This window comes from Desulfothermus okinawensis JCM 13304 (assembly GCF_054654515.1).
Genome location: NZ_BAAIEW010000016.1, coordinates 22,247 through 38,487 on the forward strand (window position 1 = coordinate 22,247; position 16,241 = coordinate 38,487).

At 39.0% G+C, this 16,241-nt stretch carries 15 protein-coding genes; 13 read left to right on the plus strand and 2 right to left on the minus strand.

Going from position 1 to position 16,241, the window contains the following annotated elements; genetic code table 11:
• Window positions 1-60 precede the first annotated feature (60 nt).
• Both tkt and rdgC read left to right on the plus strand, forming a co-directional pair.
• Window positions 61-2,058, plus strand: a complete 1,998-nt coding sequence (tkt, locus tag ACYQ0O_RS07500) for a transketolase (RefSeq protein ID WP_459891814.1) — start codon at window positions 61-63, stop codon at window positions 2,056-2,058.
• Window positions 2,059-2,062: 4 nt separating this feature from the next.
• Window positions 2,063-2,674 (plus strand): recombination-associated protein RdgC, encoded by a 612-nt coding sequence (rdgC, locus tag ACYQ0O_RS07505; RefSeq protein WP_459891815.1) that lies wholly within the window; start codon window positions 2,063-2,065, stop codon window positions 2,672-2,674.
• A gap of 77 nt (window positions 2,675-2,751) precedes the next feature.
• Here rdgC and ACYQ0O_RS07510 read toward each other — a convergent pair whose 3' ends face one another.
• Both ACYQ0O_RS07510 and folK read right to left on the minus strand, forming a co-directional pair.
• Window positions 2,752-3,003: a transcriptional regulator gene (locus ACYQ0O_RS07510; RefSeq protein WP_459891816.1), complete on the minus strand. Its 252-nt coding sequence runs from the start codon at window positions 3,001-3,003 to the stop codon at window positions 2,752-2,754.
• 216 nt (window positions 3,004-3,219) lie between these two features.
• The gene (gene folK / locus ACYQ0O_RS07515) at window positions 3,220-3,714 is read right to left on the minus strand and encodes a 2-amino-4-hydroxy-6-hydroxymethyldihydropteridine diphosphokinase (protein WP_075068623.1); all 495 of its coding nucleotides are present in this window, start codon (window positions 3,712-3,714) and stop codon (window positions 3,220-3,222) included.
• A 24-nt stretch (window positions 3,715-3,738) separates the two neighbouring features.
• Between folK and xerD the strand changes: the two genes are divergently transcribed.
• The 11 genes from xerD (at window position 3,739) to ACYQ0O_RS07570 (ending at window position 16,241) form a co-directional block, all read left to right on the plus strand.
• A complete protein-coding gene (xerD, locus tag ACYQ0O_RS07520) occupies window positions 3,739-4,635 on the plus strand; it encodes a site-specific tyrosine recombinase XerD (protein ID WP_459891817.1) in 897 nt (298 codons plus the stop codon).
• Window positions 4,636-4,640: 5 nt separating this feature from the next.
• Entirely contained in the window at window positions 4,641-7,298 is a 2,658-nt protein-coding gene (locus ACYQ0O_RS07525; protein ID WP_459891818.1) for a CBS domain-containing protein, read from the plus strand.
• A gap of 129 nt (window positions 7,299-7,427) precedes the next feature.
• Window positions 7,428-8,168: a basic amino acid ABC transporter substrate-binding protein gene (locus tag ACYQ0O_RS07530; RefSeq protein WP_459891819.1), complete on the plus strand. Its 741-nt coding sequence runs from the start codon at window positions 7,428-7,430 to the stop codon at window positions 8,166-8,168.
• A gap of 57 nt (window positions 8,169-8,225) precedes the next feature.
• On the plus strand, window positions 8,226-9,014 hold the full coding sequence (locus ACYQ0O_RS07535) for an amino acid ABC transporter permease (RefSeq protein ID WP_459891820.1): 789 nt from the start codon (window positions 8,226-8,228) through the stop codon (window positions 9,012-9,014).
• Window positions 9,007-9,747, plus strand: a complete 741-nt coding sequence (locus ACYQ0O_RS07540; protein ID WP_459891821.1) for an amino acid ABC transporter ATP-binding protein — start codon at window positions 9,007-9,009, stop codon at window positions 9,745-9,747. Before ACYQ0O_RS07535 ends, ACYQ0O_RS07540 begins: the two co-directional genes overlap by 8 nt.
• A gap of 11 nt (window positions 9,748-9,758) precedes the next feature.
• The gene (locus ACYQ0O_RS07545) at window positions 9,759-10,211 is read left to right on the plus strand and encodes a TIGR00725 family protein (protein WP_459891822.1); all 453 of its coding nucleotides are present in this window, start codon (window positions 9,759-9,761) and stop codon (window positions 10,209-10,211) included.
• Between the two features lie 15 nt (window positions 10,212-10,226).
• Window positions 10,227-10,715 carry an HIT family protein gene (locus ACYQ0O_RS07550; RefSeq protein WP_459891823.1) on the plus strand — a complete coding sequence of 163 codons (489 nt, stop codon included), beginning with the start codon at window positions 10,227-10,229 and terminating at the stop codon, window positions 10,713-10,715.
• Window positions 10,716-10,745: 30 nt separating this feature from the next.
• Window positions 10,746-11,078: a LapA family protein gene (locus ACYQ0O_RS07555; protein ID WP_459891824.1), complete on the plus strand. Its 333-nt coding sequence runs from the start codon at window positions 10,746-10,748 to the stop codon at window positions 11,076-11,078.
• Window positions 11,079-11,227: 149 nt separating this feature from the next.
• A complete protein-coding gene (gene mutS / locus ACYQ0O_RS07560; protein WP_459891825.1) occupies window positions 11,228-13,873 on the plus strand; it encodes a DNA mismatch repair protein MutS in 2,646 nt (881 codons plus the stop codon).
• Entirely contained in the window at window positions 13,860-14,303 is a 444-nt protein-coding gene (locus ACYQ0O_RS07565) for a hypothetical protein (RefSeq protein WP_459891826.1), read from the plus strand. The genes mutS and ACYQ0O_RS07565 overlap by 14 nt, the downstream gene beginning before the upstream one ends.
• A gap of 3 nt (window positions 14,304-14,306) precedes the next feature.
• The gene (locus ACYQ0O_RS07570) at window positions 14,307-16,241 is read left to right on the plus strand and encodes an aconitate hydratase (protein WP_459891827.1); all 1,935 of its coding nucleotides are present in this window, start codon (window positions 14,307-14,309) and stop codon (window positions 16,239-16,241) included.

The following is a 16,241-nucleotide window of genomic DNA, read 5'->3' on the forward strand; positions in this document are numbered from 1 at the left end:
ACAGGTCAAGATTAATAGAGTCAAAAACAATTATTTCATATAGCTTGGAGGAATATTTAAATGGTTAGCAGAAGAGAACTTGCAAATGCAATTAGATTTCTTTCCATGGATGCTGTGCAAAGGGCAAATTCTGGTCATCCTGGTGCACCCATGGGCATGGCAGATATTGCAGAAGTTTTGTGGAGGGATTTTGTAAGACACAATCCCCAAAACCCAAAGTGGCCCAATAGAGACAGGGTTGTGTTGTCAAACGGCCATGCATCAATGCTCCTATATTCTGTTTTGCATTTAACTGGATATGACTTGACTATTGATGATATAAAAAATTTTAGGCAACTTGGGTCAAAGACACCAGGACACCCAGAATATGGTGTAACTCCAGGGGTTGAGACAACCACAGGTCCCCTTGGACAGGGTCTTGCAAATGCAGTTGGGATGGCACTGGCTGAAAAGATCCTGGCATCAACCTTTAATAAGCAGGACTTAACGATTGTGGATCACTATACCTATGTGCTTTTAGGCGATGGCTGTCTCATGGAAGGTATTTCCCACGAGGCCTGTTCTCTTGCTGGTACATGGGGTCTTGGAAAACTCATAGCCTTATATGATGACAATTCCATTACAATAGATGGCAAAACAGATAGGTGGTTTACTGAAGACATAAAAAAGAGGTTTGAGGCCTATGACTGGCACGTAATATGTAATGTTGATGGCCATAACCCAGATGAGATATATGAGGCAATAGAGGAAGCAAGGCAGGAGCTCAAAAGGCCATCTCTTATTTGCTTTAAGACCCAGATTGGCTTTGGCGCCCCTAATCTTGCTGGAAGCGAGAAGACCCATGGAGCACCTTTGGGACAGGATGAAATTGATGCGGCAAGAAAAAATCTGGGGTGGGAATATCCCCCTTTTGAGATACCAGAGCATATATATAAGGCCTGGGATGCCAGAAAAAAGGGCAAGGAACTGGAAAACAGATGGAACATAGAGCTAGAAAAATTTAAAAAATTATATCCTGAAGAAGCAGAGGAATTTTTGCGGAGAATTAATGGAGATCTGCCAGAGGATTTTCATGAGTCCTTTGAAAAGTATGTGGCAGAGTTCCTGGAAGACAAGAGGGATATTGCAACCAGAAAGGCCTCTGGATTAGTTCTGGATAAGATAGCGAATAATCTTCCGGAACTAATTGGTGGTTCTGCAGACCTAAGTGGCTCAAATAATACCAAACACTCGGGATCTGTCCCCTATACCAAGGAAAATCCCCCTGCAAATTACCTCCACTATGGTGTTAGAGAATTTGCAATGGCAGGAATAATGAATGGTCTTGCCCTTCATGGTGGTTTTATTCCATATGGAGGAACCTTTTTGGTGTTTTCAGATTACATGAGAAATGCAATAAGGTTATCTGCCTTAATGGGACTTAAGGTCCTCTACATCTTAACCCATGACTCTATTGGGGTTGGAGAAGATGGACCAACGCACCAGCCCATTGAACATATATCTTCTCTACGACTTATTCCCAATTTAAAGGTGTTTAGACCCTGCGACATTATAGAATGTGCAGTTGCCTACTCTCATGCCCTATTTAAAAGCAGTGGTCCTACTGCTTTTATCCTATCCAGGCAGGTATTAAAAAGACAACTTGTAAATAGGGAACAATTTGAAGGGGCAAAAAGGGGTGGATATATCCTTGTTAAGGAAAATGGCGATCTTCCAAAGGTTATTTTGCTTGCAACTGGATCTGAAGTGTCCATATGTGTGGAGGCTGCATCTCATTTGAATAAAGAAGGAATACCCACCAGGGTAGTTTCCCTTCCATGTCTGGAGGTTTTTGAAGAACAGGATAAGGTTTATAAGGAGATGGTTATTGATAAAAGGGCCTCACTTCTGGTAGCAGTGGAGGCAGGGACAACTGATATCTGGTACAAGTATATAGGAAATAAGGGATTTGTGCTTGGAATAGATGAATTTGGACAATCTGCACCAGGTAAAGTACTTTTTGAGCACTATGGTTTTGTTGCTGAGAACATTGTAAACAAGATAAAAGAGAGAATATAACCCCATGGGATTTTTGTCAGCATCTTTTGGTCTTACTCGGTACAAGGTAATTGGTGAATCTGATTCTGAGCTCTGGGAAAAGGTCCCAGAGCTCCTTATAAAATTTTCTTTTAATGATATTGACCATGTTATAGATGAAGTGAGCTTTGGCTGGGTCTCATTTGACAATATGTTGGACAATAAATTTCAGGCTGCATCTCCATATAAGGGGGAATATGTGTGTTTTTCTATGAGGATTGACAAGAGGAGAATTCCACCTGCGGTCTTTAAAAAATATTATCAAATGTCCCTTGAAGAGGTTTTAGGAAACCATGACAAGGATGTAAAATATCTATCTAAAGCGAAGAAACAGGAAATAAGAGAGAATCTTAGGATAAAACTTTTGTCTAAAACCCTGCCAGTTCCATCTATAACAGATGTGGTGTGGAATTTTTCTAAAGGCATTGTATATCTTTCAACAACCAATAAATCTACAAAAGAAATCTTTGTGGATCTCTTTCAAAAGACTTTTAATTTACCTATAATCCCAATGACTTCCTATGAAATGGGAAAGGCCTTAGAAAAAGGTCTGGGTATTAATTTAGATAAATATCAAACCGATATATTTGCTGTGTAATTCATAAACTCCACCACTATCCTTCTATCCCACTATACCACTTCACTACTCTACAACTATACTCTCTGCTACAGTAGTTAGTTGTTTTCTTTAATCTTTTTTAGATATTTATCCCTGCATTCATATGAGCAGAAACAATAGGTCTTGTCCCCATCTCTCACCCTGATATCTGAATTTATTGATACGTATGTGCCGCACACTGGATCTTTTACCATTTCTCCTGCCTTTATTTTGTGGGAAATATCTTCTTTTACCTTATGTTTTTTTTCACCAGTGATGAGTTTATAGAGTAGGTAACCTGCGATAAAAACTATTATTAATTTAAGCATAAGATACTCCTTGGGTAAAATTATTCATTCTGCTTATTCCATTAACTCCGAAATCTCAAACTTTGCTGTGTCTGTGTATGTGATCTGTGTCTGTGTATGTGATCTGTGTATGTGGTCTGTGAACTGTGAACTGTGATCTGTGAACTGTAACTTCCACACACACATACACCTACACATACACTTTCACATACACATACACACACACCACCACAAAGATTATTCATATTGCCAGATCTTATTTCCCTTTAATCTGTAATTTAGTTGGTCTAAAAATGGCTTTATTTTGTCCCCATTTGGGGTTGTTATCTCTGGTTCTATTTCCAACAGAGGTATCAATACAAAGGCCCTTTTAAACATCCTGGGGTGGGGGAGGGTGAGCTTTTCTGAATCAATTATATGATTTTCAAAAAGGATTAAATCCAGGTCAATTATCCTGGGTCCCCATCTAACTGTCCTTTTTCTTCCCATTAGATCCTCGACCTTGAGTAATTTGTGTAAAAGGGTTATAGGTGTGAATCCATTTACCTGGACCTCAATAACCTGGTTTGCAAACCAGGGCTGATTTTTAAGTCCCTGTGGTTCTGTTAAGTATATTGAGGATATTTTTGTTATCTTTATGTTAGGAGAATTATCCAAATGGTCTCGGGCTATATGGAGGTTTTTAGTTGGGTCCCCCATATTTGATCCAAGGGAAATATATGCAAGTTCCATCACTTTTTCCTGGATTTAAGATAGATGAAAAAAGACACACTGTTAAATCCGCTTTTAGATAGGTACATTGAACACCTTATAGTGGTCAAGGGTTTAGCTGAAAATTCCATTTCATCCTATGAGTCTGACCTCACCACTTTCTTAGGTTTTTTAGAAGAAAAGAATATAGAACTGTCAGATGTTGATGAGGATGTCTTGTTTTTGTTTTTTTTAAGTTTAAAGCAAAGGGGGCTTTCGAATAAATCCCTATCCAGGATGCTCAGCTCAATTAGGGGATTTTTTGATTTCCTTGTGGCAAACAATGATTTGTCCACCAACCCTGCAAGGTTATTTGATGGTCCCAGGTACACAAAGACCTTGCCAGAAGTATTGACCATTGATGAGGTCTTTTCTTTAATAGATGCGCCTGATACAAATACAAAGTTTGGATTTAGAGACAGGACAATGTTGGAGATTATGTATGGTTCTGGGCTCAGGGTTTCTGAAACATCGGGTCTTGGTTTGTTTGATATAGATTTTCACGGCGGATTTTTAAAAATAACTGGAAAGGGAGATAAGCAAAGGATAGTGCCTTTGCATATGGAAGCAATGAAACTTCTGCAAGAATACCTGGATAATATCCGCCCAAGATTTTCTCCAAAGTCGGATAATGTGTTTTTGAATAAATTTGGAAGACCAATAAGCAGGCAGGGTATCTGGAAGATAATAAAATATTACGCAAAAAAAGCAGGGATAAGAAAAAATATATCTCCCCACACATTAAGGCACTCCTTTGCCACTCACCTCTTGGAAGGCGGAGCTGATCTTAGGTCTGTTCAGATATTACTTGGACATTCAGATATCCAGACAACAGAGATATATACCCACATCCAGACAACAACTATGATAAAAATGCATAAAAAATATCATCCAAGGGCATAGAAAATATGAATCAAAGAAAAAAGATCAAGGCAGAAACAATTATTACATGCCACATGAATGCTGATTTTGACTGCATTTCATCAATGGTGGCTGCGAGAAAACTCTACAAGGGTGCTGTTTTAATTTTCCCTGGGACCCAGGAAAAATCCATGAGAAATTTTTTTATACAAAGTGCCAGTTACCTTTTAAATTTTCATTCTATCAAGGATATAGAGCTAGATTCTGTTAAAAAGGTGGTTATTTGTGATACAAAGCAATTGTCCCGTGTTTCCCATATAAAGCCAATTTTAGATAAGGATGATGTTCTCGTACATGTTTATGACCACCACCCAAAAACAGAGGAAGACATTAGAGCCAACAAGGAGGTTGTTAGAGAGATTGGCGCCACCACATCTATTTTGGTCTCAATAATAAGGGATAGGAACATTGATGTCACTCCTGAAGAAGCAACAATAATGGGAATGGGGATATACGAAGACACAGGAAGCTTTTTGTTTTCATCAACAAAGCCCGAAGACTTGGAGGCTGCAGCATGGCTCAGAAAAAAGGGAATGGACGTGGTGCTTATCTCAGATTTTATGCACAAAGACCTGGATGCAGCCCAGGTATCTCTATTGAATAATCTGCTACAGTCCTTAACAAAACACAATATAAATGGAACCCATGTATATATGGCCACCATATCAACAGACCACTATGTAAAAGACTTTGCTGTTGTGGTCCACAAGTTGATTGAAATGGAGAATATATCTGTCATTTTTGTAATAGCCAGAATGCAGGATAGGATCTTTGTTATAGCAAGGAGTAAACTACCCAGTGTGGATGTGGGGAAAATATGTGCATCCTTAGGAGGTGGTGGACATCCTTATGCTGCTTCAGCAACTATAAAGGACAAGACCCTCTCCCAGGTAGAAGATGAACTATTTGGGCTTTTGTATTCTTACATTAATCCAGAGATAAAGGTGTCCTTTTTGATGTCATCTCCTCCAAGGTGTGTAACAAAAAAAGAGACATTAGCCAGTGCTGCTCATATTATGACCCACTATGGTCTTAAAGCAGTTCCAGTTCTGGATGGAGAGGGGGGCAGGTGTGTTGGAATCCTGGAACATCAGGTTGCAGAAAAAGCCAGTTCCCACGGACTTGGGGATTTGCCTGTATCTGAATACATGAGGACTGATTTTTCTTCTGTTACTCCAAATGACAGTCTCTATAAAGTCATGGAAATTATTATTGACCAGCGTCAGAGACTAGTTCCTGTTATAGAAAATGATAAGGTGATTGGCGTGGTTACCAGGACAGATCTAATAAATTGGATGGTAGAGGAACCCGCAAGAATACCTGAAGCATTTTTACCTGAAAGAAGGCAGGAAAAGAATATAAGATCCCTTATGAAAAATAGACTTCCTGATAACATATTTAATATTTTAAAAAGGTCTGGGGAGCTGGGAGATAGGCTGGGATACAAGGTATATGCAGTTGGTGGTTTTGTAAGGGACATACTTTTGTTGCGACCCAATTTGGATATTGATTTAGTTGTTGAGGGGAATGGTATCAAATTTGCGGCAAAATTGGCCAGGGACATGGGTGGGAGAATAAGGGCCCATAAGAAGTTTCAAACTGCAGTGGTAATTTTACCAGATGGACAGAAGATAGACGTGGCCACAGCTAGATTGGAATATTACGAGCATCCAGCAGCCCTTCCAACGGTGGAACTATCATCCATTAAATTGGATCTGTTCAGGAGAGATTTTACAATCAATGCCCTTGCCATAGAACTAAATCCTGAGAACTTTGGGAAGCTGGTAGACTTTTTTGGAGGACAAAAGGACATAAAAGACAAAAAGATAAGGGTCCTACACTCACTTAGTTTTATAGAAGATCCAACAAGGATACTTCGTGCCCTTAGATTTGAGAAGAGGTACAATTTTACATTAGGTGTACAAACTGAACGGTTAATAAAAAATGCCTTAAAGCTGGATATGCTAGATAAGTTATCTGGGAGTAGGATTTTTCATGAGTTAAAGTTAATACTTGAAGAAGAAGATCCCCTTCCCTGTATAAAGAGGATGGAATCCTTTGATATTTTATATAAGATTCATCCTGTGTTAAAGTTAAATAATAAGAAGATTGAGGTGTTGGAAGGAGTTAAAAAGGTTTTAGACTGGTATGGCCTCCTATACACTTCACCAACGCCTAGGAGGTGGGTGGTCTTTTTTCTGGGACTCACATATGAGTCCAGTACTGCTGAGATTAGCTCTGTTGCTAGCAGATTGAATTTATCTAAGACTCAACTAGAGCAACTAATTGGAGTTGTAGAGCAATTGAGAGTAGTTAACCACAAACTCTATGAATATCAAAAACAAGATGGGCCACTGAGTGAGTTGTATTTTATTCTGTCCCCTGTACCTGTTGAAGGGATTTTGTTTTTAATGGCATCCAGTAAATTAGAGAAGGTGAGAAAGATTATTTCATTGTATTTGAGTAAGTTAAAGGATGTTACAATAGATATCACTGGATATGACTTAAAAGATATGGGAATACCCCCAGGGCCCAGGTACGGATATATTTTAAAGGAAGTACTTAGGGCTAAGATAGATGGAAAGGCACCGCACAGGGATGCTCAGCTTGATTTGGTGAGAAAATTAGTTGAAAAAATAACCTAAATGGGGTACCAGGTGCCTGTTTTTGACCTAAATAAAGTTGCATTTTTAGGGAATTCTTAGTATTACCCAGATTAGTCTGCTCCATTATTGTTTAGCTGTATTTTAAAATAATAAAAGGGAGGTAGTGTTATGAGAAACAAGGTAATTATTTTTCTCTTGGTTTTGATGAGTCTATCAAGTGTGTGTATGGCAAAGAAGAGAACCATTGTATTTGCTGTGGATGCAACCTGGCCACCAATGGAGTTTGTAAATGAGCACAAGCAGATAGTGGGATATTCAATTGATTATATGACTGCTGCAGCAAAAGAAGCAGGATTTATTCCTGTGTTTAAAAATGTTGCATGGGATGGGATTTTTGCAGGTCTAGCTGGTGGAAACTATGATGCAATCTGCTCTTCAGTAAGTATTACTGAGGAGAGAAAAAAGACCATGGATTTTAGTATCCCATATTATAAAGTTAGGCAGGCATTGGTTGTTCCAATAAGCAGCCATGCCAAATCTTTAGAGGATCTAAAGGGTAAGAAAGTTGGTGCCCAAATTGGTACAACTGGCTATTTTGCCATTAAAAAAGTAAAGGGCGTTGTGGCCAAATCCTATGATGAGATAGGTCTTGCCATGCAAGATTTAATAAATGGAAATCTAGACGGAGTAGTTTGTGATGACCCTGTTGCAGCCAATTATGCAAAGCAAAAGAAGGGATTTAAAGATAAGTTAAAGATTGCATCCATAATTGAGAGTGGTGAAGCAGAATACTACGGTATTGCAGTTAAAAAAGGGAACAGGGAAGTTTTAGATTTGATAAATAAGGGAATAAAGGCTGTAAAAGAAAAGGGAATTGAAGCAAAGCTTATAAAGAAGTGGATAAAGTAAAAGATCTTTTACATGGGGTCAGGTAAACACCTGGCCCTCCTTATATGAGGGAGTTGTATGGAGGACAAAAAAACACCAGAGGTGAAGATTGAAGTAACAGATGGTGCAGCTATTCCCACTCATCGGGACCAAGGCCTGTTTACTGCATGGAGGATTGCTTTTTTTGGGTCTATTGCACTTATAATCGGTCTGTGCATATTTAAACCAGACCCCTATGTGGAGATATTGAAGTTTGTGCCAGATGGGGTAATGGTGACCTTTGAAGTTACTGTTATCTCAATTGTACTTTCTTTTTTTGTTGGACTATTAACAGGGCTTGGGAGGATATCAAAAAACAGGGCCATTAACCTTGTGGCCTCAACTTATGTGGAGGTAATCAGGGGGGTTCCACTCTTGGTTCAACTCTTTTACATATATTATGCTGTTGGAAGTTTCACTAGAATCCCGCCTTTTTTTGCTGCTGTTTTGGCCATGACCATTTGTTATGGTGCATATATGGGAGAGGTATTTAGGGCAGGAATAGAGTCCATTGACAAAGGACAGACAGAGGCTGCAATGTCCTTGGGTTTTAATAAAAGACAGACCATGTTATATGTGATCCTCCCTCAGGCAATGAGGACTATTTTGCCACCTGTTGGGAATGAATTCATTGCACTTTTAAAGGATACTTCATTGGTCTCTATTATAGCAGTTGCTGATCTCCTCAGAAGAGGAAGGGAATATGCAACATCTACATTCCATTATTTTGAAACCTTTACCATGATTGCGCTTATTTATTTGGTAATAACCTTGATTTTGTCAAAATGTGTAAGTTATATGGAGAAGAAATTAACGCCCTATGAATAAAAAAGAACCAATAATAAAAATCAAACGTGTATATAAATATTTTGGACAGTTTTTGGCCCTAGAGGATATCAACCTGGATGTATATAAACAGGAGAGGATTGTAATAATAGGACCAAGTGGGTCAGGTAAGTCCACCTTGCTCAGGACAATTAATCAACTGGAAAAGGTGTCATCTGGTAAAATAATAGTTGATGGTGTAGATGTAACTGATCCAAAGGTAGATATGAATAAGATCAGGACTTCCCTTGGTATGGTATTCCAGAGCTTTAATCTATTTCCCCATAAAACAGTACTTGAAAACCTCACGCTGGCTCCTATTAAACTTAAGAAAATACCAAGAGAAGAGGCTGAAGAAATAGCTTTAAATCTTCTTGATAAGGTGGGGATAAGAGACAAGGCCAACAACTACCCCAAACAACTATCTGGAGGACAACAACAGAGGGTTGCCATTGCCAGGGCCCTTGCAATGAACCCCAAGATTATGTTGTTTGATGAACCCACCTCTGCCCTGGATCCTGAGATGATTGGGGAAGTTTTAGATGTTATGAAGAATCTAGCTGAAGAAGGGATGACAATGGTAGTGGTGAGCCATGAAATGGGCTTTGCAAGGGAAGTTGCAGACAGGGTAGTGTTTATGGACAGTGGGAAGATAGTTGAGGTGGGGACACCTGAGCACTTTTTCCAGAATCCAACCCATCCCAGGACGAAACAATTTTTGAGTCAGATACTATAGAGGTATTGTAAATGCGGGTGTCTGTAATTGGTGCTGGTGAATGTTGCCCTACTATATACAATGAGGCCATGGCCCTTGGTCGGTTACTTGCCAAGGAAGATTACCTGGTTGTGTGTGGTGGACGAGGTGGAGTTATGGAGGCCGTTGCCCAGGGTGTTGCCATGGTTGGTGGCACAACCATTGGTATATTACCAGGCAGAGATATAAAAGAGGCAAATAGGTATATTACCTATCCAATAGCAACTGGTCTTGGGGAGATGAGAAATTTTTTAGTGGTCCTAAATGGTGATATTGTGGTTGCTGTATCTGGTGGTTATGGTACTTTGTCTGAAATTGGACTTGCAAAAAAAATAGATCGGCCTGTTATTGCACTTGGAAGATGGAAGGAAATTAAAGGTGTTATTCCAGCTAAAGACCCAAGAGACGTTATTCGAATTATCAAAAAAATAAGATCAAATTTATAAGGAGAGCCATTTTTTATGAAGAGATTGTTTGCCCCCTGGAGGATTGAATATATCCTGGGGCCTAAACCCGATGAATGTGTTTTTTGCGTTAAGGATATTTTAGATGAAGATGAAGAAAGGCTGATTCTGTGGAGGGGTAAGTTTTCTTTTGTAATAATGAATAAGTTTCCCTATAATACTGGCCATATAATGGTGACACCGTACAAACATGTCTATTTATTAGATGAGCTCAATTCAGATGAATTAAAAGAAATGATGCTTATGTTATCTCAGAGCGTTACAATCTTAAAGAAGGTATTTAATCCACATGGCATAAATATTGGGCTAAACATTGGAGAGGCAGCTGGTGCCGGGATAGAGGAACACCTACACTTTCACCTGGTTCCCAGATGGAAGGGGGATCATTCATTTATGGCCCTTTTTTCAGAGACAAATGTAATTCCAGAGCATTTAAGTGTTACATATAAAAAATTAAAACCTTACTTTGAAGGGGTTAAATTTTAATAATATTAAAAAAGTAGGGGAGAATCTATTATGAAATTTATTAAAATGGTTTTTTTTCTGATTGTGTTTTTGTGTGGTGTAGTATTTTTTATTCAAAATTCAGTTTTTATAACTGAAAAAATCGCTCTTCAATTTGACCTTTTTGGAACCAAATGGGCAAGCAGTCCAATACCTCTTTACGTATACGTTTTAAGTGCATTTGCACTTGGTGCCATTGTTTCTTTTTTGTATTTATTGGGAGAAAAATTGAGGCTGGGTGCAGAAGTTAAGTCCTTGAGGGCAAGGGTGAGACAGCTAGAAGATGAACTTTCCCAAGGGGTTGAGGAAGAAGAGTCTGAGGAAAGGGAAGTAGAAGAAGGATAATTTTTTAAATTTTTTGCACTTCTTTTCTTTAGTCCTGCCAAAAAAAGGACCCGAATATGTGCATAGGGCTGTCGGGTCCTTATGTTATTAAATTTCGTCCAGACCAAGCTGAGCCTTGCTTGGTGGGTTCTGGTTTATAAGGCAATGAGATGGCTGTTCAGAAAAAATTGACTCCAATGCTCTCCCAATATCTCACCATAAAAGAGCAGTACAAAGATGCCCTCCTTTTTTTTAGGATGGGGGATTTTTATGAGCTCTTTTTTGAAGATGCAGAAGTTGCTTCCAAAGAGTTACAAATAGCATTGACATCAAGGAATCCAAATGAAGAAGACCCTATACCCATGTGTGGGGTTCCCTACCATGCTGTTGATGAGTACCTCAAAGTACTTTTGGAAAAAAATTATAAAGTGGCAATATGCGAACAAGTTGAAGACCCAAAAAAGGCAAAGGGGCTTGTTAAAAGGGCAGTTACAAGGGTACTAACCCCTGGAACCGTTGTGGAAGAGGCCACTCTATCTTCTAAAAACAACAATTTTCTGGCATCCATATATTTTAATCAATCAACATCCATTGGTGCTGCAACCTGGATAGATTATTCCACTGGTGAGTGGTTGGGATTTTATTCAAAGGAGCCAAAGGAGATCTGGAAGTGGATATGTAAAGTAAATCCTGCTGAGATAATTTGTCCTGAAAATAGCCGTCTCCCCTCTGAATATTCCCACCTAAAGCCTAAGATTACCCATCTCCCAAATATGATGTTTGATTTTAAGAGGGCAAAGAAGCTAATTGACCAATATTTTTTAAATGAAGAACTCTTTTTGCCCCGCATGGAAGCCAAAAGGGAATTAATCCAGGCCTGTGGGGGAATTATTTTATATCTGAACAAGACCCACAATGAAAACCTCTCACACATAAAGCCAATAAGGGTGGTAAATTTAGACAACTTTTTGATAGTGGATGAAGTCTCAGAAAGGAATCTGGAACTATTTCAGACCCTGGACGGAAGTAAAGGGGCAGGTACCCTGTTTTTTTTGTTAGATGAGACAAAAACTCCCATGGGTGGGAGGTTCCTCGTAAACAGACTTAAATATCCTTTAAGGGATTTAAAAGAGATAGATCTTGATTTAGATGCAGTTGAATATCTTGTCACCAACTTTGATAAATTAGAAAACTTTAGCCAGTGTCTAAAAGAGATAAATGATTTAGAAAGGCTTATAAATAGGATATTTTTAAATAGGGCAAATCCCAGGGATTTTTATTGGTTAAAAAATAGTCTTAAAAGACTCCCTGGCATTTACAATTTCATCTCTAATGATTCTAATCTTCCAGAAAAATTAAGGGAAACTGTATCAAAATGGGATAATTTAGACGATCTTTATGGATTGCTGGATGGAGCAATAAGGGATAATCCACCTCAGCTTATAACAGAGGGGGGGATATTTAAACAGGGTTATAATTATGAATTGGATCAATTAATTGAATATGCAGAGCATGGTGAGGCCAAGCTCAAAGAATTGCTTAAGAGGGAACAGGAGAAAGCTTCCATCCCTAAACTAAAATTAGGATATAATCGGGTATTTGGGTATTATTTTGAGGTGCCAAAAAGTTACAGAGGACCTATACCAGATTATTTTATCAGGAGACAGACCTTAGTTAACAGTGAAAGATATATTACAGATGAGTTAAAGGAAGTAGAAGAGAAAATACTATCCAGTGAAGAGAAAAGGAAATCCCTTGAATATAAATTATTTCTGGAATTAAGGGAAGAAGTAGTTACCTTTCGAGATCGGGTCCTAAATATGGCTTCTGTGCTGGCTAGATTGGATTTTTATAGTTCAATGGCAATTTGTGCAAGAAAATACAATTGGGCCAGGCCAAAGATAGTGGATGGAATTAACATTAAAATCAAAGAGGGTCGGCATCCTGTAGTTGAATCCTTTATTGGAAGTAGTAACTTTATCCCAAATGATATTGAAATAGATGATGAGTCTAAAATACTTTTAATAACAGGCCCAAATATGGCTGGAAAATCCACAGTACTTCGCCAGGTGGCGCTAATATGCATTCTTGCCCAGATGGGCTCCTATGTTCCTGCAAAAGAGGCAGTTTTAGGGGTTTGTGATAGGATATTTACCAGGGTAGGGGCATCTGACAAATTGGCCCTGGGCCAATCTACATTTATGGTTGAGATGTTGGAAACTGCCCGTATATTAAAACAGGCAACAAAAAGGAGCTTGGTTATATTAGATGAAATTGGAAGGGGGACCAGTACCTTTGATGGGCTCTCAATAGCCTGGGCTGTGGTGGAGTCCCTGGCAAATAAATATGGAGGTATCAGGACCCTTTTTGCCACTCACTATCATGAGTTAACTGATCTTGAGGGAAGGATTAAGGGGCTAAGGAATTTGAATATTGCTGTAAAGGAATATAAAGGAGATATAGTGTTCTTAAGGAAGTTGTTGCCAGGTCCAGCAGATAAGAGCTATGGAATAGAGGTAGCAAAGTTGGCGGGTATACCTAGGCCTGTTATAAATAGGGCAAAAGAGATCCTTCGGATGTTGGAGGATAGAATGATCAAGGTGAAAGGGCAAAGTGGTAGAAAAAAACAGGTGATGATGCTGCTTGACGATGTAATTAAAAGAAAAGAAAAACGGAGTTCAAAAGAAGAATTAACCCCCAATATACTCCCTCTGTTAATTAAAGAATTACAAACCATTGACTTAGACAATATTACCCCAAGAAAGGCATTGGACATACTTTATAGATGGAAGGAGATGTGTAGTGAAGAAAAATAATTCAATTAAATTAATTTATTTTTTTTGCATTGTATTTTTATGTCTTTCCTGTGGAAGAAAAAAGTGGCCCACACCCATTGAGACTGAAGATGCATTTAAATTGTCTCCTATTTTGGTTCATTTTGATAAAGGATGCTTAAACATAGAAGGAAATATTATAGGGAACGTTAGGAACTTAAAGGAACTGTGGCTTGAGATAGAAGAGGGCACATTATGTACCAGGTGTCCATTTAAACCAGATATGAGGGTGAGATATCCCATTACATCCAGGGGATTAAAATTTAAATCCAATTCTTTTGCATTGACATATTGTCCTCAACAGGGACATAAAGTTTCAAGGTTGAGGGTAATAGGAATAAATAGATATAGGTCGTTGGCGCCAGTTTTTTCCAATATTGTCACAATCAAAAAATTAGGCGAGGAGAACTAGGACATGAAGATGAATCTTGCGAAAAAGATCATTACATCTCACCTTGTAGATGGAGAAATGATCCCTGGATCAGAGATTGCTATAAAGATAGACCAGACATTGACCCAGGATGCAACAGGTACAATGGCATATTTGCAGTTCGAGGCAACAGGAGTATCTAAGGTACATACGGAACTTTCTGTAAGTTATGTGGATCACAATACCCTACAGGTGGGTTTCAGGAATCCAGATGATCATAAATACTTGAGAACTGTTGCAACGAAATATGGAGTGGTGTTTTCTCCAGCTGGCAATGGTATCTGTCATCAACTTCATCTGGAAAACTTTGCCCGTCCTGGAAAGACCCTGCTTGGGTCTGATAGTCACACCCCTACTGCAGGAGGAGTGGGTAGCCTGGCAATGGGTGCAGGAGGACTTTCTGTGGCCCTTGCAATGGCTGGTGAGCCATATACCCTGCCCATGCCAAGGATAGTTGGGATACACTTAAAAAATAGGCTCACAGGTTGGGCAAGCGCCAAGGACGTTATTTTATACTTGTTAAAAATACTTACTGTAAAAGGTGGAGTTGGGGCAATAATGGAGTATTTTGGTGATGGCGTTAAGAGTTTGACAGTTCCTGAAAGGGCTACAATTACTAATATGGGGGCTGAACTTGGAGCAACTACATCTATTTTCCCCAGTGATGAGCAAACTAAAAGATTCCTTAAACTAATGGGAAGGGAAAGAGATTTTGTTCCCTTGGCTGCAGATGATGGGTGTGAATATGATGAGATTATTGAGGTGGACCTGTCAAAAATTGAACCAATGGCAGCCTGTCCCCATATGCCTGATAATGTAGTGAGTGTAAGGGAACTAGATGGAACACATGTTGATCAGGTGGCAATTGGTTCATGTACCAATTCTTCTTATCTGGATCTGAAAATAGCTGCAAGTATCTTAAAGGGGAAACATGTACATAGGGATGTGGACGTACTCCTCTCCCCAGGCTCAAGACAGGTGGTTAAGCAACTCATAAAGGAAGGGATCTTTGAAAATTTTATAGACTCAGGGGTAAGGGTTTTGGAGTGTGCCTGTGGTCCTTGTATAGGTATGGGAGGATCTCCAATAAGTGGAGGCGTGAGTGTTAGGACATTTAACAGAAATTTTGAGGGAAGGAGCGGAACTTTGGATGCCAGGGTATATCTTACTAGTCCAGTTACTGCTGCCCATGTGGCAGTATCTGGGAAGTTTGAAGATCCAGCCAAGTGGGGTAATCCCATATTTTTGGATTTGCCAGATACCATGCCTTCAATTAGAGATCATTTTATTTTTCCTCCTCATGATGTCACAGGCATAGATGTATATAGAGGGCCTAATATTGTTCCCCTATCTAAATTTGATCCATTGGGGGATGTAATTGAGAAAAAGGTTGCAATTATAGTTGGGGATAACATTACAACTGACCATATTTTGCCAGGAGGTGCAGAGATAACGTCTCTTAGGTCAAATATACCTGCCATAAGCGAATATATCTATTCAAGAGTTGATAAGGATTTTGTTTCAAGGGTGAAGGAATATGGTGGTGGAGTAATAGTTGGAGGGGAGAATTATGGTCAAGGGTCAAGCAGGGAACACGCAGCCCTGGCACCTAGGTATCTTGGTATACTCTGTATAATTGCAAAATCCTTTGCAAGGATACATAGGGGAAATTTGGTTAATTTTGGCATATTGCCCTTGATTTTAAAAAACAAAGAAGACTATGAACTTTTTGAAATTGGGCACTCTGTAGTAATTCCCATAAAAGAAATAGAACCAGGGGGAGATGTAGAAATAATAATTAAAGATTCTTCAAAAAGGGTTTGTGTTACAAACGACTTAAGTGAAGAGGAGCTTGAGATTATTTTGTCTGGTGGCAGATTATCTTATGTTAGACAAAAACTAATGAACAAAGGAGAGTAG